This is a genomic window from Nocardia spumae (assembly GCF_020733635.1).
In the GTDB taxonomy this organism is placed as follows: domain Bacteria; phylum Actinomycetota; class Actinomycetes; order Mycobacteriales; family Mycobacteriaceae; genus Nocardia; species Nocardia spumae.
The window spans coordinates 3,018,586-3,039,127 of record NZ_JAJFZL010000001.1; the positions used below are offsets into that span (position 1 = coordinate 3,018,586).

At 68.5% G+C, this 20,542-nt stretch carries 19 protein-coding genes; 12 read left to right on the forward strand and 7 right to left on the reverse strand.

Annotated features, from left to right (window positions below):
* Positions 1-4 precede the first annotated feature (4 nt).
* From LKD76_RS13375 to casI, 7 genes are all read left to right on the forward strand, one after another.
* The gene (locus tag LKD76_RS13375) at positions 5-1,372 is read left to right on the forward strand and encodes an FAD-binding oxidoreductase (protein ID WP_227981573.1); all 1,368 of its coding nucleotides are present in this window, start codon (positions 5-7) and stop codon (positions 1,370-1,372) included.
* Between the two features lie 86 nt (positions 1,373-1,458).
* A complete protein-coding gene (locus LKD76_RS13380; protein WP_227981575.1) occupies positions 1,459-2,298 on the forward strand; it encodes an SAM-dependent methyltransferase in 840 nt (279 codons plus the stop codon).
* Between the two features lie 80 nt (positions 2,299-2,378).
* On the forward strand, positions 2,379-2,903 hold the full coding sequence (locus tag LKD76_RS13385; protein WP_227981576.1) for a GNAT family N-acetyltransferase: 525 nt from the start codon (positions 2,379-2,381) through the stop codon (positions 2,901-2,903).
* A gap of 249 nt (positions 2,904-3,152) precedes the next feature.
* On the forward strand, positions 3,153-4,004 hold the full coding sequence (locus LKD76_RS13390; protein ID WP_227981579.1) for a 3-hydroxybutyryl-CoA dehydrogenase: 852 nt from the start codon (positions 3,153-3,155) through the stop codon (positions 4,002-4,004).
* A gap of 262 nt (positions 4,005-4,266) precedes the next feature.
* Complete coding sequence (locus tag LKD76_RS13395; protein ID WP_227981583.1) at positions 4,267-5,415, forward strand: PucR family transcriptional regulator; 1,149 nt, start codon at positions 4,267-4,269, stop codon at positions 5,413-5,415.
* A gap of 136 nt (positions 5,416-5,551) precedes the next feature.
* Entirely contained in the window at positions 5,552-6,103 is a 552-nt protein-coding gene (locus tag LKD76_RS13400; RefSeq protein ID WP_227981584.1) for a nuclear transport factor 2 family protein, read from the forward strand.
* 36 nt (positions 6,104-6,139) lie between these two features.
* A complete protein-coding gene (casI, locus tag LKD76_RS13405) occupies positions 6,140-7,816 on the forward strand; it encodes a steroid-22-oyl-CoA synthetase (RefSeq protein WP_227981585.1) in 1,677 nt (558 codons plus the stop codon).
* A 15-nt stretch (positions 7,817-7,831) separates the two neighbouring features.
* Here casI and LKD76_RS13410 read toward each other — a convergent pair whose 3' ends face one another.
* Positions 7,832-8,047 (reverse strand): DUF8691 family protein, encoded by a 216-nt coding sequence (locus tag LKD76_RS13410; protein ID WP_227981586.1) that lies wholly within the window; start codon positions 8,045-8,047, stop codon positions 7,832-7,834.
* Between the two features lie 285 nt (positions 8,048-8,332).
* Between LKD76_RS13410 and LKD76_RS13415 the strand changes: the two genes are divergently transcribed.
* On the forward strand, positions 8,333-8,815 hold the full coding sequence (locus LKD76_RS13415) for a hypothetical protein (protein WP_227981588.1): 483 nt from the start codon (positions 8,333-8,335) through the stop codon (positions 8,813-8,815).
* Positions 8,816-9,056: 241 nt separating this feature from the next.
* On the opposite strand, the gene LKD76_RS13425 is transcribed toward LKD76_RS13415, so the two are convergent.
* On the reverse strand, positions 9,057-9,932 hold the full coding sequence (locus tag LKD76_RS13425) for an SAM-dependent methyltransferase (RefSeq protein WP_227981590.1): 876 nt from the start codon (positions 9,930-9,932) through the stop codon (positions 9,057-9,059).
* Between the two features lie 240 nt (positions 9,933-10,172).
* Here LKD76_RS13425 and LKD76_RS13430 point away from each other — a divergent pair, with 240 nt between their 5' ends.
* The 3 genes from LKD76_RS13430 to LKD76_RS13440 all read left to right on the forward strand — a co-directional run bounded on the left by LKD76_RS13430 (position 10,173) and on the right by LKD76_RS13440 (position 12,210).
* Positions 10,173-10,766 (forward strand): TetR/AcrR family transcriptional regulator, encoded by a 594-nt coding sequence (locus tag LKD76_RS13430; RefSeq protein WP_227981591.1) that lies wholly within the window; start codon positions 10,173-10,175, stop codon positions 10,764-10,766.
* A complete protein-coding gene (locus LKD76_RS13435; protein WP_227981592.1) occupies positions 10,763-11,611 on the forward strand; it encodes an alpha/beta fold hydrolase in 849 nt (282 codons plus the stop codon). Before LKD76_RS13430 ends, LKD76_RS13435 begins: the two co-directional genes overlap by 4 nt.
* Before the next feature lie 170 nt (positions 11,612-11,781).
* Positions 11,782-12,210: an SRPBCC family protein gene (locus LKD76_RS13440; protein ID WP_227981595.1), complete on the forward strand. Its 429-nt coding sequence runs from the start codon at positions 11,782-11,784 to the stop codon at positions 12,208-12,210.
* 20 nt (positions 12,211-12,230) lie between these two features.
* On the opposite strand, the gene LKD76_RS13445 is transcribed toward LKD76_RS13440, so the two are convergent.
* Positions 12,231-12,860 (reverse strand): VOC family protein, encoded by a 630-nt coding sequence (locus tag LKD76_RS13445; protein WP_227981597.1) that lies wholly within the window; start codon positions 12,858-12,860, stop codon positions 12,231-12,233.
* Between the two features lie 138 nt (positions 12,861-12,998).
* On the opposite strand from LKD76_RS13445, the gene LKD76_RS13450 reads away from it, so the two are divergent.
* Positions 12,999-13,361 carry a hypothetical protein gene (locus tag LKD76_RS13450; protein WP_227981600.1) on the forward strand — a complete coding sequence of 121 codons (363 nt, stop codon included), beginning with the start codon at positions 12,999-13,001 and terminating at the stop codon, positions 13,359-13,361.
* Positions 13,362-13,842: 481 nt separating this feature from the next.
* On the opposite strand, the gene LKD76_RS13455 is transcribed toward LKD76_RS13450, so the two are convergent.
* The 4 genes from LKD76_RS13455 to LKD76_RS13470 all read right to left on the reverse strand — a co-directional run bounded on the left by LKD76_RS13455 (position 13,843) and on the right by LKD76_RS13470 (position 20,294).
* Positions 13,843-15,276 carry a lipase maturation factor family protein gene (locus LKD76_RS13455; RefSeq protein ID WP_227981602.1) on the reverse strand — a complete coding sequence of 478 codons (1,434 nt, stop codon included), beginning with the start codon at positions 15,274-15,276 and terminating at the stop codon, positions 13,843-13,845.
* A 78-nt stretch (positions 15,277-15,354) separates the two neighbouring features.
* A complete protein-coding gene (locus LKD76_RS13460) occupies positions 15,355-16,179 on the reverse strand; it encodes an acyl-CoA thioesterase (protein ID WP_227981603.1) in 825 nt (274 codons plus the stop codon).
* 37 nt (positions 16,180-16,216) lie between these two features.
* Positions 16,217-16,813 (reverse strand): TetR/AcrR family transcriptional regulator, encoded by a 597-nt coding sequence (locus LKD76_RS13465; RefSeq protein ID WP_227981604.1) that lies wholly within the window; start codon positions 16,811-16,813, stop codon positions 16,217-16,219.
* A gap of 76 nt (positions 16,814-16,889) precedes the next feature.
* Positions 16,890-20,294: a serine/threonine-protein kinase gene (locus tag LKD76_RS13470; protein ID WP_227981605.1), complete on the reverse strand. Its 3,405-nt coding sequence runs from the start codon at positions 20,292-20,294 to the stop codon at positions 16,890-16,892.
* Between the last annotated feature and the right edge of the window lie 248 nt (positions 20,295-20,542).

Sequence of the window (20,542 nt, forward strand, 5' to 3'; positions counted from 1 at the left end):
GGCAGTGGGCTCAGATGTCGTCTCCGAACTCACCGACATCGTCGGTGCGGCACATGTTCTCACCGAATCCGATGTGACGGCGCAGTACGTCGCCGACTGGACGGGGCGCTGGCGCGGCGCCACCAGCGCGGTGGTGCGGCCCGCCGACACCGGTGAGGTGGCCCGGGTGATCGCGGCGTGCAATCGAGCGGGCGTGGGCGTGGTGCCGCAGGGTGGCAACACCGGACTGGTGGGCGGCTCGGTCCCGATGCACGACGAGGTCGTGCTGAGCCTGGTGCGCCTGAACGGGATCGACGGCGTGGACCCGATCGGTCACACCCTGGCCGCCGGCGCCGGTGTCACCGTCGCGCGGGCTCAGTCCGCGGCGCGCGAGGCCGGCCTGACCTTCGGCATCGACCTCGCCTCACGCGATTCGGCCACCCTGGGCGGGATCGTGGCGACCAACGCGGGTGGCGTCCGGATGATCAAATACGGCGACACCCGGGCGCAACTGCTCGGCATCGAAGCGGTCATGCCCGACGGCAGCGTGCTCACCCGGTGGAAGAGCTTCCGCAAGGACAATGTGGGCTATCACCTGCCGAGCCTGCTCGCCGGATCCGAGGGGACGCTCGGCGTCGTCACCAAGGTATTGATGAAACTTCATGTGCCGCCGTCACAGACGCACTGCGCACTGCTCGGCATCCCGACGGTCGGCGCCGCGCCACGTCTGGTCGATTCGTTGCGGCGCACCGGCCTGACCATCGAGGCCGCCGAATTCATGACCGACGCGGGCGTGACTCTGGTCGGCCGGCATCGTGGGCTGCGGCGTCCGCTGAGCACCGATGTGCCGTACTACCTGCTGGTCGAGGTATCCGGACCCCCGGACAGTGAGGCGCTGCTGCTGCGAACACTGGAACTGGCAGGCGATCTCGTGGTCGACGCCACCGTCGAGCGCGATCGCGCGGCGCGGTTGTGGAGTTACCGCGAAGCGCATACCGAATCCGTCAACGCCGCCTCCTCGACGCCCCCGGTCAAACTGGACATCACCACACCGCTGGCCGCGGTGGAGCCCTTCGTCGACGCGCTGACCCGCACCGTCACCGCGGAATTCCCGGATGCGAGGGTGATTCTGTTCGGCCATATCGCCGACGGCAACGTGCATGTCAACCTGTTGGATGTCGAACCGCAGCAGGCCCAGCGGATCACCGGGCGGGTCTTCGAGCTGGTTGCGGAATACGACGGGAGTATCAGCGCCGAGCACGGCATCGGCCGATCGAAGGCGTCCTGGATACACCTGGCTCGTTCGGCGGTCGACATCGAAGTGATGAAAGCGATCCGCAACGGGATCGACCCCGCACTGACCCTCAATCCACACATCCTGCCCGCGAGATAGGCGCTCCCGTGGTCGATCCCGCGCACGTGTGAGAAGCGGTCGCAGTGGTTAACTCCTCCTACGGGGACAGCGGAGAGGAGCGGATTGTGGCCGACAGCGGCGGTGCGGTGGATCTCGGGCAGGATCGGGCGCACAGTGCGCGCATCTACGATTACTACCTCGGCGGGCGTGACAATTACGAGGCCGACCGGATGGCCGCGGCGGCGATCGAGCAGGCCATTCCTTCCGTAAGGGCGGTGGCCCGCGGCAATCGGGCGTTCATGGTGCGCGCGGTCCGCCATTTGAGCGCCGATCTCGGTGTACGCCAGTTCCTCGACATCGGCACCGGGATTCCGACCGAGCCGAATCTGCATCAGGTCGCGCAGGACGCGGCGCCGGACGCGCGGGTAGTGTACGTGGACAACGACCCGATCGTGCTGGCCCACGCGCGGGCGCTGCTGACCGGTACGCAGGAGGGCGTTACCCGATACGTCGAGGCGGACGTGAACGAGCCGGAGCGGATTCTCGCCGCGCCGGAAGTGGAACAGACGCTGGACTTCTCGAGCCCGGTGGCGCTGAGCCTGGTCGCACTGTGTCACTTCATTCCCGGCGATCGGGTGTACGACATCATCGATACGCTGCTCGCGCCGCTGGCCGCCGGGTCGTTCCTGGTGATGACGCATCTGAGCCCCGACTTCGATCCGGACATGGTCGAGGGCACGGTGGCCGCTTATCAGCAGAGCGGCATAGCGATGGAAGCTCGTTCCTACGAGCGGATTTCGCGATTCTTCCGAGGGCTGGAGGTGATCGAGCCCGGCGTCGTGGCGATCGACAGCTGGCACCCGGGCGGTATCGCACCGGCTCTGCCCGCCGGTGTCAGCGCGCTCGACACCGGCGCGACCGCACCGCCTGCCGCCGGATACGCCGCGATAGGCCGTAAACCCTAGCCGCCGATGACCTGCCGCCGAGGGATCCGTCCGGCGAATATCGGTTGCACCCGGGATCGGGGACCGGGAACGATCGGGTCGTGATCGAAGAATGCGACAATTCCGGCCCGGTCGACCCGGCGAGCGATGTGGTGACAGATCGGCTCGTGCTGCGCTGCTGGACCGGCGCGGAGGTCGAGGCGGTGCTCACCGCGCGGCGATTCCCGGATTGGGCCGATGACTTTCCGGCGGAGGGAGATCGGGTCGTCGCGGGCCTGATTCCGCAGCTGGACCCGGTCGCCCGGCACGGCCATCGGGTGGTGGTCGAACGGGCCACCGGGCTGATCGCCGGATCCCTCGGCTGGTTCTGGCCGCCGAGCGACGGTGCGCTCGAGATCGGATATGGGATCGTGCCCTCGCGGCGCGGTCGCGGTTACGCACCCGAGGCGGTGCGGGGGCTGACCGAGTTCGCCTTCACCGCAACGGAAGTCGACGCCGTGATCGCGAAGGTGGAGCCGTCGAATCCGGCATCGGTGCGGGTGCTGGAGAAGTCCGGATTCGGGCATCGGATCGAGCTTCCGGGCGAGAACCTGTGGCAGCTGGGTGTGACTCGCGCCGAGAGGTGAGACGACGCTGGATGAGTCCGGCATGCGATCCGGGCGGTGATGCTCGCTGCCAACGATCGGCGGCGTCGCGGCGCGCCCCATGGTGGCGGACCGAGACGACCGGGCGCCGCGCGATCAGCCGCCGCGGTTCGCCCGCGGAACGGCCCGACTACCCGAACAGCGATAATGGGTCCGCCGGGACGCTCGCCGAGGTGAGGGTGCCGGACGAATCCGAGAGAAGTCGAAATCGACATGGTGGGAGAGACGACTGTGAAGCTGATCGGTGTGATCGGTGGCGGAACCATGGGTGCGGGCATCGCCGAGGTGTGTGCGAAGGCCGGGAGCGAGGTTCTCGTCCTGGAGACGACTCCGGACTTCGCCGAGGCTGCGCAGCAGCGCATCGCCGGTTCGATCTCGCGCGGGGTGAGCAAGGGCAAGATCACTCAGGAGGACGCCGACGCGGCCATCGCGCGGGTGCGGGTGACCCTCGATATCGAGGAGTTCGCCGACCGTGACCTGGTCATCGAGGCCGCCCCGGAGATCGAATCGCTGAAGTACGAGATCTTCGGCAAGCTCGACAAGATCGTGAAGCCGACCGGCATCCTCGCCACCAACACCTCCTCGATCCCGGTGATCAAGGTCGCCGGCGCCACCCAGCGTCCCGAACAGGTCGTCGGTGTGCACTTCTTCAACCCGGTTCCCGTGATGCCGCTGGTGGAGATCATCTCCACGCTGGTCACCGCCCCGGAGACGGCCGCCGCGGTCACCGATTACGCGAAGAACACCCTGCACAAGACCACCGTGCAGGCCGGTGACCGCTCCGGCTTCATCGTCAACGCGCTGTTGATTCCGTATCTGTGCCAGGCGGTGCGGATGCTGGAGTCCGGCTATGCGACCGCCGAGGATATCGACGCTGCGATGAAGGGCGGATGCGGATACCCGATGGGACCGTTGACCCTGCTCGACACCGTGGGCCTCGATATCGCGCTGGCCGCCTCGGAGTCGCTGTACGCCGAATTCGCCGAACCGCACTACGCGCCCCCGGCCCTGTTGCGCCGGATGGTCGACGCCGGCCGCCTCGGCCGCAAGACCGGTCGCGGCTTCTACGAGTACAGCCGGTAGCGACACTCGTCCGGTACCGAACGACACGGCGACGCCCGTCCGGGGCGTCGCCGTGGATCGCGGAATCGATCGGTCAGGGGTTGACCCACGAGCCGATGGGAGCGACAACCGGGCTGCCGTTCGGGGCGGGAGACATCGTCCGCCATCGCCGGCAAACCCCTGCGGGCGCGGTGCCACCCAGTGGGAGCATCCGGGTGAATCCTGTGGAAAGCGGGCATGCTGCTGGCACTCTGATCGACAATCGCCGGAGTGGAGGTACCGCATGGGTGAGCCGGATCCGGGCCGGCCGCGGCTGGCCGACCTCGCCGCCGATCAATCCTCGGTCCTGCGGGTCATCGAATACTTCGACGCCTTCGCCGAATCCGGTGCCAATGCCGACACGGTGATCCGCGCGGCCGCCGTACTGGCCGACTGTGCGGCCGGGGCACGCTGGCCCTCGGGGACCGTCATCCGCTACGACCCAGCGGGCCGGCCGCTGCCGGCCGTCGCACCGCCGCCGGGGGTCTGCGCTGACCGGCCCGCGGTGTGGCTGGAGCGGATCGACGCCACGCACCCGCTCGACGACGTGCTGGTGGCCCGGCTGCGGCACTGCCTGCGGGTGACGGCGCGACGCGGCCCCGATGCCGAGCCGACCGGACTCGGCGATCCGGCTCTGCTCGAGGTGGTGCTGTCGGAGAAGCAACGGCGGGAGGACCGGGTGCGCGCGATGCGCCTGCTGGGCGTGGACCCTGGGCGGCCGATGCGGGTACTGGCGGTATCGGGTCCGCGCGCCGCGGACGCGGTGCGCCTCGTCGCGGCGCGCGTTCCGGTGGTCCGCTCGGCGATCGTCGGGGAGATCACGGCGGTACTGGTCCAGGACTCCGGTACCTGCCCGGAACTCTCCGATGTGCTGAATTCGGCTGTGGTTCAGGAGTTTCCGGCATCACGCCGGGGTGCGTCCGGGCCGTGGCTGGGGATGGGGGAGCGGTTGCCCGCCCTGGCGGCCGCCACCTCCTGGGAGCAGGCGCGGCATGCGCTGCGATTCGCGTCGTCGACCTGGCACGGACGTCGGGTGGTCGCCTACGGGCGGCTCGGAGCGCTGGCACTGCTGGGCGAGCTACCGATACAGCGCCTGCTCCGAACACCGGATGTGGTGCGGATCAACGACTTCGCCGCGACCGACGCCGGTACGGTGGCCGTCGACACGCTGGAGGCCTTCTGTGTCTTCGGATCGCTGCGCCGGACCGCGGCCGAACTGCATCTGCACCACAGCACCGTCGCGGCGCGGATCGCGCAGGTCGAGGCCGTGATGGGCTGGGATGTCGACGAGGCTCTGGACCGGTTCACCGCGACGCTGGCGCTGATGGTGCGCCGCATCGCCCTGTCGTCGGCGGAGCTGTCCTCGACCACGGATCCAGGGGGCGCCCGATGATCGGATCCGACGCGTGTCGGGTGGATCGGGGCCATCCGGCGACAGCTGGCGGGTGATCCGGATCACGTCGGTCGGTGATGATCGGCAGGCAACCCGCGGTGCACGGGAAATCCGGTGCACGAGAAGGAGTCTCACCATGGCAGTCATCGATCCGAACAGCACCTGGGCGCCGCTGGAGCAGCGCCTGGCCGTCACCACCGACGAACGGCATCGCGCGGTGCTGGGCATCGTCATCGAGCATATGAAGGCCGAGGCCGCACCCGATCTCGACGGGCTCATGCGAACCCTGGTACCCGAACCGGCCTACCATTTCTGGAACGCGGGCAGCGACGTCGGCCCGAAGGGCTGGGACGGGGTGCGCGCCTACTACTCCGATTTCGTCGCCAGCCGCAGCAATGTGCTCGAATACGAGCTGGACCGGCTGGTCGTCGACGATCATTGCGTAGTGACCGAGGGTTTCCTCAAACAGATCTACCCGGGCGCCTACGCCGCTCGGATCGGTATCCCCGTCGACGATCCGGCCGCCGACTATCTGGTGGTCTTCCGTCAGCTGCTGCTCTGGCCTATCGATGCCGAAGGCCGCATCGAGGGCGAGGACTCCTACCACTCCGGCCCGGTGGAGATCCGCAAGCTCGGCTTCGACGAACTACCGCGCGAATACGTCGAACTCGTGTATTCGGGCGCCTGAGAGCGTCGCGACCCGGCTCATGGAAGGCGATGGGAAATGACGCAACGATCGGACGGAATCCTGGGTGTGCGACGCGACGACGTCGCGACCATGCTGCTCGACCGGCTCGGTGATCAACGGCTGGGCCTGCGCACCCGCGACACCGACTGGAGCTGGGACGCGGTGGTCCGGGAGTCGGCCGCCCGCGCGGAGCTGGCCCGGACCCTGCGCCGTGACGGACCGTTCCACATCGGGATACTGCTGGACAATGTGCCCGATTTCGTCTTCTGGCTGGGTGCGGCGGCGCTGGCGGGCGCGACGGTGGCCGGACTCAATCCGACCCGCGGCGACGCGCAGCTGGCAGCCGATATCGAGTACGTCGACTGCCAGCTGATCGTCACCGACGCCGCGGGCATGGCCCGGCTGCGGGAGCTGGAACTGAGCCTGGCCGAGGACCGTTTCCTGCTGGTCGACGATCCCGGATATGCCGCGCGGCTCGACGCGTATCGAGCCGAACCCGCCGCGGCGGGCGGGCCGGACACGCTGCTGCTGCTGCTGTTCACCTCCGGCACCACCGGCACCTCGAAGGCGGTGCGGTGCACCCAGCGCCGCCTCGCGATACTCGCCTACGCGGCGACCGAGAAGTTCGGACATGTGCGCGACGATGTGGACTACTGCTGTATGCCGCTGTTCCACGGCAATGCCATCATGGCGCTGTGGGCGCCGGCGCTGTCGGTCGGTGCGACGGTTTGCCTGATCCCGAAATTCTCCGCGTCCCAATTTCTTCCGGATGTCCGGTACTTCGGCGCGACCTTCTTCACCTACGTCGGCAAAGCTCTCGGGTATCTGCTGGCCACGCCCGAAACCGAGACCGATTCCGACAATCCGCTCGTTCGCGGTTTCGGCACCGAGGCATCGGTGGCCGATCAGGACCAGTTCCGCCGTCGCTTCGCCGCCGAACTGTTCGAGGGGTACGGCTCCAGTGAGGGAGCGAGCCTGGCCGCCCTGGATCCGAATGCCCCGCCGGCCGCACTCGGCAGGCCCGCGCATCCCGGTGTGGCCGTGGTCAATCCGGACACCCTGCGCGACTGCGCTCGGGCCGAACTCGACGAGCACGGCCGGGTGCGCAATCCCGACGAGGCGATCGGGGAGATGATCGACAAGGCCGGAGCGATGTCCTTCGAGGGGTACTACAAGAACGAGATCGCCGATGCCGAACGCATCCGCAACGGCTGGTACTGGACCGGCGATCTCGGCTATATCGACACCGACGGCTTTCTGTATTTCGCCGGCCGCAAGGGCGACTGGCTCCGGGTCGACGGCGAGAACACCTCCGCGCTCATGATCGAGCAGGTGCTGCGCCGACATCCGGCCGTCATCGCCGCCGCCGCGTTCGGGGTGCCCGACCCGCGGTCCGGCGATCAGGTCATGGCCGCGGTCGAGGTGGCCGACCCGGCCGGATTCGACCTGCGCGAATTCGCCGAATTCTTACGCGCCCAGGACGATCTCGGTTCCAAGGGCACACCCCGGCTGTTGCGGGTATCGGCGAATCTGCCGGTGACCGGGTCGAACAAGGTACTCAAGCGGGAACTACAGGAACAGATGTGGCGCACCGACGACGCGGTCCATCGGTGGGCGGGCCGCGGCACACCGGAGTACCGCCTCATGTCCGCCGCGGACAAGCAGGCGCTGGAGTCGGAGTTCGTCGCGTTCGGAAGACAACGCATGGTGTGAGCACGGACGCGGCGTTCAGTCGGGTAGCCGGGACATCTCGATCAAGGTCAGGCCGAGTGCGTCGACCCGCGCCAGGACCGCGCGTACGGCCGTGCTGTCGGGTACCGACCCGAAGAGGGTGGTCGTGCCGAGCGTGGATATCTCGCTGCGAGTCAGCTCGGGAAAGGCGGCCAGCGCGCGCTCGGACAGCTCGCCCTCGATGACGAACCGGTATCGAATGTCCTTCGGCATAGAGGGCCGCCTCTCCGTCGCCCGTGCACTCGGCCGCGATATTCGAGCTGTTCCCGGTGTTCAGTCTGGTAGACGGCGTGCGCGGCGCACTTCATCCGATCGGGATGATGTTCGCCGTGCGGCCGTACGGTGCGGTCCGGGCCAATTCACCCGCAACGAGTGACAACGCTTCCGGCGCCGGTGTGGTCGTGGGACACCGGGGATTTCGGACGGCGCCGATCGCGACACGGAGACGATCGGGCGTGAGTCGGTGCGTGGCGGCGGTCGCGGGAATACCGTGGAGGAATGCGCACTGTCGTCCATCTGGTGTTGTTCGCCTGTGGTGTGGTGATGGCCGTCGGCGCCTTCGGCCCGTTCATCGGCGTCGTCGAGGCCCGCCACATCCGGCTCGTCGATATTCGCGACGGCTTCGCCACCGGAATCCCGCTCGACGGTGTGCAGGCGCAGACGCCGCAACTGCGTGCGTCCTACACCGCCGTCCTGCTCATCGTGGCGCTGGTCATGCTGTTGGCGGGACTGTTCGGGTCACGGGTGCTGGGCTGGCTCGGAGTGCTGGCCGGAGTGGCCGCCATCGCCGTGCCGGCCTGGCGGCTCAACGAGCGATTCGGCACTGAACTGCACGACGACTACCGCCACCTGCTCAGCGGAACGTGGGGGCTGTACCTGTTCGCCGGCGGGGTCATCGTGGCCGCTCTCGCTCTGCTCATACCCGGTGAACGGCCGCGCCGGCGCACGTCGGCGGCGACGCAGGAGCGTCAGCGCCGCTAGCGCTTCATGGCTGATGCCGGCCGGTGCGGCACTGGGCCTGGCGTTCCCGGCGAAGATGCTCGAGGGGCTGATGGTGTTGTCGGCCTTGATGGTGTCGGCCTTGGGTCCCGCCTACCTGGTGGCCGCGCCCGATCCGCTGCGCACCGGTTGCTGCGACTGGTTGGGGGCACTCCGCGCTGGTGCTGTCGAGTGGCTGGTACGTCCTGGTCACGCTGCTGTGGCCGGCGTCGAGCCGGCCCTATCACCTGACGACGGTCACCAGATTGATCAACGATTGCTGCCGACCTTCCGCGCCTGCCGGGGTGCCGCCGAGACTGCGGATGTACTCGGGCAGGTAGACGCGGTCACCACGCCAGCCTCGGGCGTCGAACCATGCGGTGGCCTCGTCCCGAGGCTCGTTGTAGATCAACCGCAACCATTCCGATCCCGCGTCCCCACCGGCCGTCAGGGCCTCGGCCGCGTCGGCGGGCAGGGGATCCATCTGTTCGATGGCGACCCGGCTGCCGGATGCGCTGAGCTCGTCGACGGCGGCGAAGAGCTCGTCCTGCGCGGTCGGTGTCAGGTAGATCAGCAGCCCTTCGATCAGCCAGGCGGCCGGTCGATCAGCGTCGAAACCACTGCTGCGCAAGGCTTTCGGCCAATCCGAGCGCAGATCGACCGCTACTTCGCGGCGATCGGCGATCGGCGAACGTCCGGCGTCGGCCAGGGTCTCCCGTTTGAAGTCGAGCACCTGCGGCCGATCCAACTCGTACACCGTGCAGCCCTCGAGCCACGGCAGCCGGTACGCGCGTGCGTCCAGACCCGCCGCCAGCACGACCACCTGCCGGATGCCGCCGGCCACCGCGACGCGGAGGTATTCGTCGAAATATCGTGTGCGGGCCAGTTGATGCTGCTGGAACGGGATACCGAAGTCCGGCGTCAGCAGCGGATGATCGCGCACCCTGCCGTCCAGTAGATCCGCCCACTCGCCGCCCGCCGCCGAGACGAAGAGTTCGGCGAACGGATCGCAGGCGAGGGCATCGGCCGCGCGGCCGCCGAGGGCACGCGCTGCCGCGACGAACAAGGCTGTGGATCCGACACTCGTGTTGATATCCCAGGAATCGTCGTCGGTACGCATGATCGCCAACCTACCGACCGTGCCCGCCTCGATTCGCCTCCCGCGCCGCGTCGCGACCTCTGTCGCCGATCGCCCTCGATTGCGGCACCCCTGCTCGGCACCCTCGCCGACCTGACGCTCTGATCGCGAAGCCCGGTTCGAGCGACGCGGCGACGGGCTCGGCGGAGTGGTCCGGTTGGCCATACGCTGCCTAATATGATTAGGATACATCCTAATCATATTAGGTAAGGAGAGCGGTGGATGTCCCCTCGTGCCGGTCTGTCCAGAGACCGAATCACCCGCGCCGCGGCCGAACTCGCCGACGAGGTCGGATTCGCCCAGGTCACCCTCTCCGCGGTGGCTCGCAGATTCGGCGTGAAGGACCCCAGTCTGTATACCCATGTCCGCAATCTGCGGGATCTGCAGGTGCAGGTCGGGCTGTTGGCCGGTGCGGAGATGAACGACCGGATCGGCCCCGCGGTGGCGGGCCGATCCGGTCGGGAGGCACTGCACGCATTCGGCGATGCGTACCGCTGCTATGCCGTCGAACATCCGGGCCGGTACGCGGCGACGCAGATCCGGATGGATCCGGCCGAGGTGGCCGGAGAGCCCGCACTGCTGCGCGGTATCGAACTCACGGCGGCGCTGCTGCGCGGTTACGGTCTGCGTGAACCGGAGCTGACCGATGCGGGTCGCTTGCTGCGCAGCACATTTCACGGTTTCGCCACCCTCGAGGCGGCGGGCGGCTTCGCGCACTCCCGGCCTGTCGACACCAGTTGGCGCCACATCCTCGACGCACTGCACCGGACCCTGTCGCAGTGGTCGACCCCAACCGAAGAGGAAGTCTCGCAATGAAATCCGAATTCTTGCCGGTACCCGGCGCCACGTTGTATTACGAAATGCGCGGCGAAGGACCGCTGCTGCTGGCGATCCCCGGCGGTGGCGGGGACGCGGGCGTGTTCGACGATATGGCCGAGGTGCTGGAGCGGAACTTCACCGTCGTGGCGCTGGACCCGCGCGGGTATTCGCGCAGTGTTCTCGACCGAGGTCCCGCGAATCAGCGTGTGTCGGTGCAGGCCGACGATGTGGCCCTGCTGCTCGCGCATCTGACCGACGAACCGGCAGTCGTGTTCGGCACCAGCAACGGCGCGATCGTCGGACTCGATCTGCTGGCTCGATACCCCGAACGCGTGCACAGGCTCCTCGCCCACGAACCCCCCTGCTTCGCCGTGCTACCCGACGCCGAGACGCACCTGGCGATGGTCGACGAGGTGTACGCGCTGCTGCACACCGAGGGGGTCGCGGCGGCCGGCGCTCGGTTCCTGGCCGGGATCGGTCCCGCGATGAAACCGGCCCCGGAAATCTCGGAGCTGTCCGATCGCGCGGCGCGAATGTGGACCCGTCTGGCCGCCAATGGGCCGCTGATGATCGAGCACGAATTGCGCGAATTCACCTCGTACACACCGGATTATCGGGCGCTCTCGGAAGTGCCGGAGCGACTGGTGCTCGCGGTCGGCCGCGAGACCCGCGGATGTCTGCCCTACCGGCCCGCTGTCGAGATCGCGACCCGGCTCGGCCTGGAAGTGGTCGAATTCCCCGGTGCGCACAATGGAATACGCACCGAAGCCGCGGAATTCGCGCGCCGGCTGGTCGAACTGCTGGCGGCCGAGGCCCCCACAGCGCCGGCGAAGCGCGGATAGCGACCGCGAATACCGTCGATACGTCACTTCAGCGTCATCCGACGGATTCGAAGCGGTGGCGAGAGCGGCCATGCTCGATGAGTGTCCGGCACCGCGAATCACGCACCGGACACGAATATCGACCGGCCGACCACGGCGGCCGGCGGCCCCACCGGTTTCGAGGAGTTCCCATGGCCACGGTCCGTTTCCATCTCATGTCCACCCTGACCCCCGCCGAGGTCGTCGCGGTGCTGACCGACTTCGGCCCCGCCCGGCCCCGGGTGTGGCCCACGATCGACGCCGACCACTTCGTCGTCCACGAGCAGGGCGAAGGCTGGGCCGAGGTCACCGAGGGCACCGCGGCCGCCTGGGAACGCGCCCGCTACAACTGGGATCCGGCCGGCGACACGGTCACCGTCACCACGCTGGATTCGAAACTCTTCGGCGCCGGCGGTGGCTGGGTCTTTCGCGCCACGCCCGCACCGGAGGGCGCCCGCGTCGACGTCGAACTGACCCGGCGGCCGCGGGCCGTCAAGGGGAAGGTCCTCGCCGCGCTGCTTCCCCTCGTCGGCCCGTCCTCGCTGCGCAAATCCTTCCGAGTTCCGTTGCAGGCGGCCTGATTCCGAGGTGAACACCGGACTCAGGACTCGACCTCCCACACGAATCCGTCCGGATCGGTGAAGGAGCCGAGCGGTCCGGTGATCGCGATTCGATGCGACCCGGAGCCCTCCGGCGGCACACCCGCGTCCTTGGCCGCGGCCTTGCGGCCGTAGAGCGCCAGCTTCACCGATCCGGCCGGGGACTCGAATTCGGCGTACTTCCCGCCGAAACTCTTGGCCACTGCCAAGCCGCGCTCGACATAGAACTGCTTGGTCGCCTTGACGCTGTCGACCCCGAGCAGCAGGACGAAGTCGTCGACCTCGCGGGTGACCGGTCCGGTGTCCTTCTTCGCCGAGGTCGCGATCTTCCAGACCGCTCCGTCGGGAGCCTGGACGACGCCGCCGTAACCCCAGAAACTCTTCTTGGCCGGCTTCACCGTGGTCGCCCCCGCCGCCACCGCGGAACCGATGAAGCTGTCGACGGTGCCGGGCTGCGACACCACGAGCGAGAGGATGTATCCGCGGAACCCGCTCGTCTGCGCCTCCGTCTCGCGGACCCGCAGCCGATCGCCGAGACCGAAGGCCTGCTCGTAGAAGGCCGCGGCGGCAGCGGGGTCCGGGGTCTCGACGGTGACGGCTGCGACAGTGCTCTGATCAGTGGTGATGTTCATATCGCAAACGGTATCGGCCACCCCGCACGCGATGCTTCTCGATTCCTGATCACTCTGGTCGCCGCATCGCTCTGGTTGCCGTGGGTGCGCCACCGAACCCCGGTCCGGCCGCTACCGCTACGCGACTACCGTCGGCGCATGGAGATTCCCGAACTCACCGATCTCATCTGGCTGTTCGAGGACGAGCCGACGCCACAGTTCGATGATCTCGAGTGGCCCGTCGGGCTGCATTCGTTCCGGCTCGCACGGGGGGCTCAGGCGGTGTTGTTCTCGCTCGACCCGATGGTCGGCGAGGCGTATATCAGCCTCTACGCAGGCGAGCAGGAACATACCTACCTGGGCCGTCTACACCGTGTGGATCGGTTGAGCGTAGACCGGGGCCCGTCCGGCTACGAAGGTCTGCGGCTCTGGTTCCCGGGCGATACGAACGAGCCTCTCGCGCTGCAAACCAAACCTCGGATCCGCCTGTCGTGGGACGTGAAGAACCTCGGTACCCGGTAGCTGTCCAGCCGGTCGCCGAGCAAGCCTGTCGACCGGCCGCCTCGTGCCGGATGAACGACGTCCACCCAGCACGTCCTCCCGCTCATTCCAACCGTGCGACGAACAGTGGGGTAGCGAGAATCGCAGGCGGCTCGGACCTCGCGACGATGCGGCGTCCCGGCGGTGTTTTCGGCAGTCCTGCCGTGTAATCGGCTGTCTGCAACCGTTTGGCCAGGAATTCGCATTCCCCGAGCGAGACCACCGAAATCCGGCTACGCGAATCCTTCTCCCACGTATCGCCCGCCGGCCGACCTGCTCGACGAAACGACCTGCGGATGCAACATCTCGACTTTTCCCGCCGACAGGTATTCGCAGTAGCGCATCACGGTGTCGTCACCCCCGCACAGAATCGTGTACCGAGCCTGTGTACGACATCAGCCGGGTACCCGGCTGTCGATGCCGGTCTTCGGCGCCGCCACCGCCCCGGGCCGGTTCCCGTTCGTCACCGCAGCGAGTCGAGCGCGATCGGCGGTACGTAGTCACCGACCGGGGTGCGGTGCCACCACACATGGTCGTGTCGGAATTCCTCCTTGGTGCTGAACCGGTACCGGAAGTGGCGGACCCGGATATAGGTGGGCGGAGAGTCAGGGAAAGGGTTGTGGCGCAACAGCCGTACGGTCGCCGGATCGTTGGTCAGCAAGCGTTGCAGGAACGGGCCGAGCCAGGCGCGGGCGTAGGTCGGGCTGATGGCGGCGAACCACATCAGCCAGTCCAGTCGCAGATGCCACGGCGCCCACTGGCGCGGCATCCGCCGCGGGTCGCCGGGTTTGCCCTTGAACTCGTATTCCCGCCAGTGGGTTCGCTCGGTGAGGACCGGATCGCTGGTGCCCTCGACCACCAGCTCGAACCGTCGGCGTTCGATGCGGCCGAAGGCGCCGTAGGTGTTGACCAGGTGATAGTGATTGAAGCTGGCATTCATGCGCTGATGTGAGGACAGCAGATTGCGCACCGGCCAATAGCTGAGTACGACCACCGCGACGGTGAAGGCGAGCACCGCGGCGAGGAACCACGGCGGCGGGCCGGGTAGCGCGGGCGGCGCCGGCAGTGGCACTACGGCCCCGGCCGCGCGAGCGTCGATCGCCGTGCAGGCCAGCAGGATCGTCAACCAGTTCAGCCACGCGAAATTGCCCGACAGGATCAGCCAGAGCTGGGTCGCGACGACCACCGCGGCGGCGATGCTCGCGACCGGCTGGGGAGTGAACAGCGCGAACGGCACCACGAGCTGGACGACGTGGTTCGCGGCCACCTCGACGCGGTGCAGCGGCCGGGGCAGGCGATGGAACATCCGGCTGGCCGGACCCGGCATCGGCTGGGTTTCGTGGTGGTAGTAAAGGCAGGTCAGATCGCGCCAGCACGGATCGCCGCGCATCTTCACCAGACCGGCGCCGAACTCCACCCGGAACAGTAGCCAGCGCGCCAGCCACAACACCAGAATCGGCGGGGCGGTGCGGTCGTTCCCCAGGAACACGGCCAGGAATCCGGTTTCCAGCAGCAGCGACTCCCAGCCGAACGCGTACCAGACCTGACCCACGTTGACGATCGACAGGTACAGCACCCACGCCAGCAGCCACAGCAGCATCGCCGCCCACAGCGGAACCCGATCATCGGCGCCGGCCGCGAGTGCGACCGCCAATGCCGCGCCGAACCAGGCGACGCCCGCGAAGAAGCGGTCGGAGTAGTGCAGGTGGAAGATGCTCGGTGCGCGCCGCACCGACGTGCGGGCGAGGAATCGCGGTACCGGCAGCATCCCGGACGCTCCGATCAGCGCCCGGAACTGCCGCGCGGCCCCGGCGAACGCGACGAGATAGACGATCGCCAGGCCGCGTTGGAATACCTCCCGCGCGAACCAGTAGTCGGGTGCCGTGAACCACTGCATGCACACCGCTTCCTCGGATCGGCCGACCTGCCTCCTGTGCGGAATACCCGCTGAGCCGGTCGCGACGCCGCCGGCGGTTCAGTCCTTGAAGTAGACCAGCTGGTGCGTCGTGGTCAGCGGCGTGCCGTCGGCACCCCACAGGTGGGCGGACTGATCGAAGAAGCCGCGCCCGAAGTGCTGGGCCCGGGCGGTCGCGAGCACCGGCTCGGCACCGTGCTCGGCCAGCGCGGCGGCATCGGCGTGGAAGTACACCGTGAGTGAAACCGTGCTCGCGGCGACCATGCGTCCCGTACGCACCATCACACGCGGAATGAACACGTCGCTGAGTGCGGTGACCGCGGGGAAATCCAGCGGGCGCGCGGGCGTATCCCGCACCCACAGCGTGGTGGTCGAACTCGCCTGTTCCCGTGGCTGCGGGGTCAGCGGGCCCCCGCCCTCGACGAAGCGCATCTCGTAATTGCGCATCCAGACCGGGAAATCCGGCGGGTCCGCCACCGGGACGGAATCCGCCGGAGGCGCCGGAGGCGGGCTGATCTCGGTATCGGACCATGTCGGCCGGCGCGTGCCGCAGACCACGGTGGCGGTGGTGGCCACCGCCTGGCCCTGGCTCAGCGTCAGCGTCCAGTGCTGAGTGCTGCGATTGGTGCGGACCGGCCGGGTGTCGATGGTGAACGGGCCCTCGGCGATAGGACCGGCGAAGTTGACGGTCAGGGAGAGCGGGTCCGCGGCGCAGCGCGGATCGTCGAGGACGGCGCGTAATGCGGTGGCCGCGGTGATTCCGCCGAACGGGCCCACCATATTCGAGTACGGGGCCGAGGTGTGCCCGCGGAAGGAGCCTTCGCCCGCGGCCGTCAGCCCGGTCGCCAGATCGAAGGGGTGTGTACGGATATCGGTCGGATTCACGGTGTGGCCTCCAAGGGGTCGGTCCGGGGCGGGCGGATCATCGGTCCGGCGTGGGCGTGATCGTGGTGCGGATCAGCGACTCGAGCCGCTCGCCGATGCGGTCCAGGGGCGCGACGCTGCGTTCGGCGCGGCACATGGCCACACTGCCCTCGAACGCGGCGACGATCAGGGTGGCGGTGCTTTCGGCCTCGGCCTGGTCCGCGCCGTGGTCGCGCAGTGAGGCGGCGAGCAGGCCGGCCCAGCGGGTGAAGGCGGCCGCCGCGGCGTCGCGGGGTGCGCCATCGGCCTCGGGCACATCTTCGACCGATACCGCCAGCACCGGGCAGCCGGCGCGGAATTCGCTGTCCACCACGTTCTTTCGCCACATGTCCAGGAAGGAGCGCAACCCGTCGACCGGACCCTTCCCCAACTCGCGTGCCAGGGTCGCGGCGGTGAGTTCGCCGGCGAGGGTGACCGCCGCGGTCGCCAGTTCGGTCTTGCCGCCCGGGAAGTAGTGATAGGTCGACCCGAGCGGCGCGCGGGCGTGTCTGGCGAGGTCGCGAACGCTGGTCGCGGCCAGCCCACGACGGCGGATCATATCGGCCGCGCCGGCCACCAGTTTTCGGCGCGAGTCCCCGCCCGAACTGCTTGTCATCCCCACCTCCCGGTATATAACAATCGTTATACGATAGCGCGGGTGGCTATGACGGTTGCTATAGGGGCGGGACCGATCAGCCGAGACGTTCGAGGAAGGCGCGGGGAACGGTGTTCGTCCGATGTCCGGGCCGTGCTCTGCCCGCCAGTCGCCGTGCGACGGCCGTCAGCTCGGGACCCTCGTCCAGTATCGGCCGCACCAGACCCGCGTCGGCGCAGCGTGCCACAGCGGGTGCCAGCACGGCCTCCAACTCGGCCGGGCTGCCCGCCGCGGCCAGGCAGTGCGCGTACAGCAGGTCCGCGCACAGGGCGGCGCGCGGCCGCGCGGTGGGATCGATCCGATCGCGCAGAGTGCGGGCGGCACCGAGCGCACCGGCGGGATCGGCGCGCAACAACCACCGGATGTCGGCCTCCGCGCAGCACTCCCGGGTGACGGTCGCGATACCGTTTTCGTCGTCCTGCGGTGCCGCCGCCGCGGCGGGCCGGCCGTCGCTGAGTCCGAGCCGGATCAGTTCGAGCTCCAGCCGTGCCGCCAGCCGCGGCAGCCCGTGGGTGGCGGCGATCTCGGTCCCGTCGGCCAGGCGCTTCTCCGCGGCCGTGAGATCACCGCGCAGCGCCTTGATCCGTGCTCCCGTTCCGTAGGCGGCGATCAGGAAATCGACTGTCCCGCCGTCGAATCCGAACTCCACGGCGGTATCGAGCAGATTTTCCGCCTCCCCGAGTTCGCCCCGCTCGTAGAGGAACTCGCCGAGGGCGGCGGAGGCGAGTCGTGCGGTCAGCGAATTCTCCCCGGCCGTCGTACGCGCCAGGTGCAGCGCCGTGCGGAAGTGTTCCTCGGCGGTCTCGGTATCGAGTTGTTCGTGTGCGGCCATGCCCGCGAAACAGTGGCTGTACATGATGCCCAGCGCGCCGGTGATATCCCGGAAGTAGGTGCGGCCCCAGCGATGCCATTCGTGTACCCGCTCGTAGTCGAAGCGGCGCAGGGCGGCGAATCCGCCCAGATTGGCGGCCACCGACAGCACGAACGGCGCCAGCGAATCGGTTCGGGCGCAACAGTGTTCGACCGTTTCGTCCAGGTCGTCGAGCCGATCGGCGAGGGCCGTCTCGACCCCGCACAGAATCGCCGCCTCGACCGCCAGATCGGATCTGCCCTGCCCCGGTGGTCGGTTCGCCGAGTCCGCGGCCAGCGCCAGCTGCACGGCGGTGTGCATGCGACTCGGCCGCCGCATCAGTACCGCCGTCCAGGCCAGCGTGATCTGCAGTGTCGGATCCGCCGCGGCCTCGGTCACCGGCAGTTTGGCGGCCAGGGCGGCGAGGGTGGCCAGCTGGGAGTGTTGCACCAGAGCTCGGGCGTGCGCGGCGACGAGCTCCACCGCGCGATCCGGTTCGCCGGCGGCCATCGCGTGGTCGATCGCCTCGGTGAGCATGTCATTGGCCGCGAACCATTCCGCCGCGCGGCGGTGCAGCCGCGGTATCCGCTCGGGCCGCTCCCGCTCCAGCCGCTGCCGCAGGAATTCCGCGAACAGATGGTGATAGCGGAACCACTCGCCGTCGTCGTCGAGGCGGCGCAGGAACAGATCCCTGCGCTCGATGTCCTCGAGCAACGCCTGCCCGTTCGCCCGGCCGGTCAGCTCCGCGGCCAGGGGCCCGCAGATCCGTTCGGCCACCGCGGTATCCAGCAACGCGTCCAGGAGGTCCGCATCGAGGGTGCCGAGCACGTTGTCGGTGAGATATTCGCTGATCGCCTGATGCCGGCCCGACATCGTGGCGATCACGGTGCCGGGGTTGTCGCGTCCACGCAGTGTGATCGAAGCCAGCTGCAGTCCCGCGACCCAGCCGTCGGTACCGGTCCGCAGCATGTCGACATCCCCGTCGGCGAGATCCAGGCCCCCCACCCGGCACAGGAAATCCGCGCTCTCCTGCTGATCGAAACGCAGTGCCGCGGAGTCGATTTCGATGAGTTCGTCGCGCACCCTGATGGCCGAGAGCGGCACCCCGATCATCTCACGGCTGGTGATCAGCAACTGCAGGTGGTGGCAGGCGTTGTCGAGCAGGAAGCGCAATGCCGCGGTGGTGTCGGCGTCGGTGACGCGATGCCAGTCCTCGATGATCACCACCACCCGCTCGCCGTCGGCGTGGATCCGGTTGATCAACGTGGTCAGGACGTAGCGCGTCACCGTGGCGCCGTGATCCTCGACCACCTGCAGCAGTTCGGTGGTCAGCGCGGGACGCGCCCGCCCCACCGCCTCGATGAAGTGCAGCAGAAACCACAGCGGATTGTTGTCGTCGTCATCGATGTTGAGCCAGCACGTCGCCACCCCTCGCCCCACCATGCGCTGCCCCCACTGCGCGGCCAGCGTGCTCTTGCCGAACCCGGCGGGGGCGTGGATCACGATCAGGCGCGGCCAGCGCTCCGGATCCAGCCGCTCCAACAGCCGGGGCCGCCGGACCAGCGGGCGCGGGGGCAGGGCGGGATGGAATTTGGTCTCCGCGACCGGCGGTGTGGGCACGACATGCGACGGAGTGACCGGACCGAGCCGCGTCGGTTCCGCGGTCCGGTCGGCGCGCTGTGCGAGCTCCGGCAGGGGAGCCGCCGGCGGGACCGCCATCTCGTCGACCCGCAGCCGATGGCTGCGCTGCAACTGCCGCGCGCGGTCGCCGAATTCCAGGGCCGAGGCGGGCCGCTGCGCGGGATCGGCGGCCATACTCTGCTCGATCAACTCGCAGACGTCCTCGGGGATACCGCCCGGTCGCAGATCCGGTATCGGTTCCTCGGTGATGCGCAGGAACTGGGCGACCAGCCGCTCACCGGAACGCCGCTGGTAGGCGGCGTGGCCGGTGAGCATGCAGAACAGTGTGGCGCCCAGACTGTAGATATCGGAGGCCACCGCCGGGGTGCCGTCGCGCAACACCTCCGGGGCGGTGAACGCGGGTGATGCCGTCACCACTCCGGTGGTGGTCCGGAATCCGCCCTCCACGCGGGCGATGCCGAAATCGGTCAGCTGCGGTTCGCCGTATTCGGTCAGCAGGACGTTGCCGGGTTTGATGTCCCGATGCAGGATTCCCGCTCGGTGCACGGTTTCCAGCGCACCGGACAACTTCACCGAAATGCGCAGTGCGGTAGCGATATCCAGAGGTCCGCTCCGCTGGATCCGCTGCTCCAGCGAACCCTGCCGATGGTAGGGCATCACGAGATAGGGCCGGCCGTCGCCGGTGGTCCCGACCTGCAGGACGGCGACGATGTTCGGATGTTCCGGCAGCCCGCCCATCGCCCGCTGTTCGCGCAGGAAGCGTTCGAGATTCTCGTCCCCGAATTCGGGTGCGGCGGTGAGCACCTTCACCGCGACGGTACGGCCCAGCGCCAGTTCGCGGCATCGGTACACCACACCGAAACCGCCTCGCCCGATGACGTGGGCATCGGAGAATCCGGCCGCCCGGAGATCGACGTCGATCACCAGGGAGCGGTCGCGCTGAGTTGGCATCGGATCCTGGTCGGCCATCGGCACCGTTTCGTCTGTCCTGCTTCCGCGGAGCCCGTCGCGCTGGCATGTCAAGTATAGGCTCGGCCTGCGGTGATGCCGGATTTCGCGAGAACCGCCCAGCGGCCGAGCCGGGGCGCGGCGGCGATCCCGGCGCAGCGCGTCGATGGGCAGGTGACGCAACGGAATTCGCGCGGCCGCCCGGTGTCGATCGGACCGGGGTATGGCTGCGCCTGGGCGGCGGCTGGCAT

Coding starts and splice junctions, on each gene's coding strand:
- LKD76_RS13395 (WP_227981583.1), top strand. CDS start 4,267: ATGGGTGAGCCGGATCCGGGCCGGCCGCGGCTGGCCGACCTCGCCGCC.
- LKD76_RS13400 (WP_227981584.1), top strand. CDS start 5,552: ATGGCAGTCATCGATCCGAACAGCACCTGGGCGCCGCTGGAGCAGCGC.
- casI (WP_227981585.1), top strand. CDS start 6,140: ATGACGCAACGATCGGACGGAATCCTGGGTGTGCGACGCGACGACGTC.
- LKD76_RS13410 (WP_227981586.1), bottom strand. CDS start 8,047: ATGCCGAAGGACATTCGATACCGGTTCGTCATCGAGGGCGAGCTGTCC.
- LKD76_RS13415 (WP_227981588.1), top strand. CDS start 8,333: ATGCGCACTGTCGTCCATCTGGTGTTGTTCGCCTGTGGTGTGGTGATG.
- LKD76_RS13425 (WP_227981590.1), bottom strand. CDS start 9,932: ATGCGTACCGACGACGATTCCTGGGATATCAACACGAGTGTCGGATCC.
- LKD76_RS13430 (WP_227981591.1), top strand. CDS start 10,173: ATGTCCCCTCGTGCCGGTCTGTCCAGAGACCGAATCACCCGCGCCGCG.
- LKD76_RS13435 (WP_227981592.1), top strand. CDS start 10,763: ATGAAATCCGAATTCTTGCCGGTACCCGGCGCCACGTTGTATTACGAA.
- LKD76_RS13440 (WP_227981595.1), top strand. CDS start 11,782: ATGGCCACGGTCCGTTTCCATCTCATGTCCACCCTGACCCCCGCCGAG.
- LKD76_RS13445 (WP_227981597.1), bottom strand. CDS start 12,860: ATGAACATCACCACTGATCAGAGCACTGTCGCAGCCGTCACCGTCGAG.
- LKD76_RS13450 (WP_227981600.1), top strand. CDS start 12,999: ATGGAGATTCCCGAACTCACCGATCTCATCTGGCTGTTCGAGGACGAG.
- LKD76_RS13455 (WP_227981602.1), bottom strand. CDS start 15,276: ATGCAGTGGTTCACGGCACCCGACTACTGGTTCGCGCGGGAGGTATTC.
- LKD76_RS13465 (WP_227981604.1), bottom strand. CDS start 16,813: ATGACAAGCAGTTCGGGCGGGGACTCGCGCCGAAAACTGGTGGCCGGC.
- LKD76_RS13470 (WP_227981605.1), bottom strand. CDS start 20,294: ATGCCAACTCAGCGCGACCGCTCCCTGGTGATCGACGTCGATCTCCGG.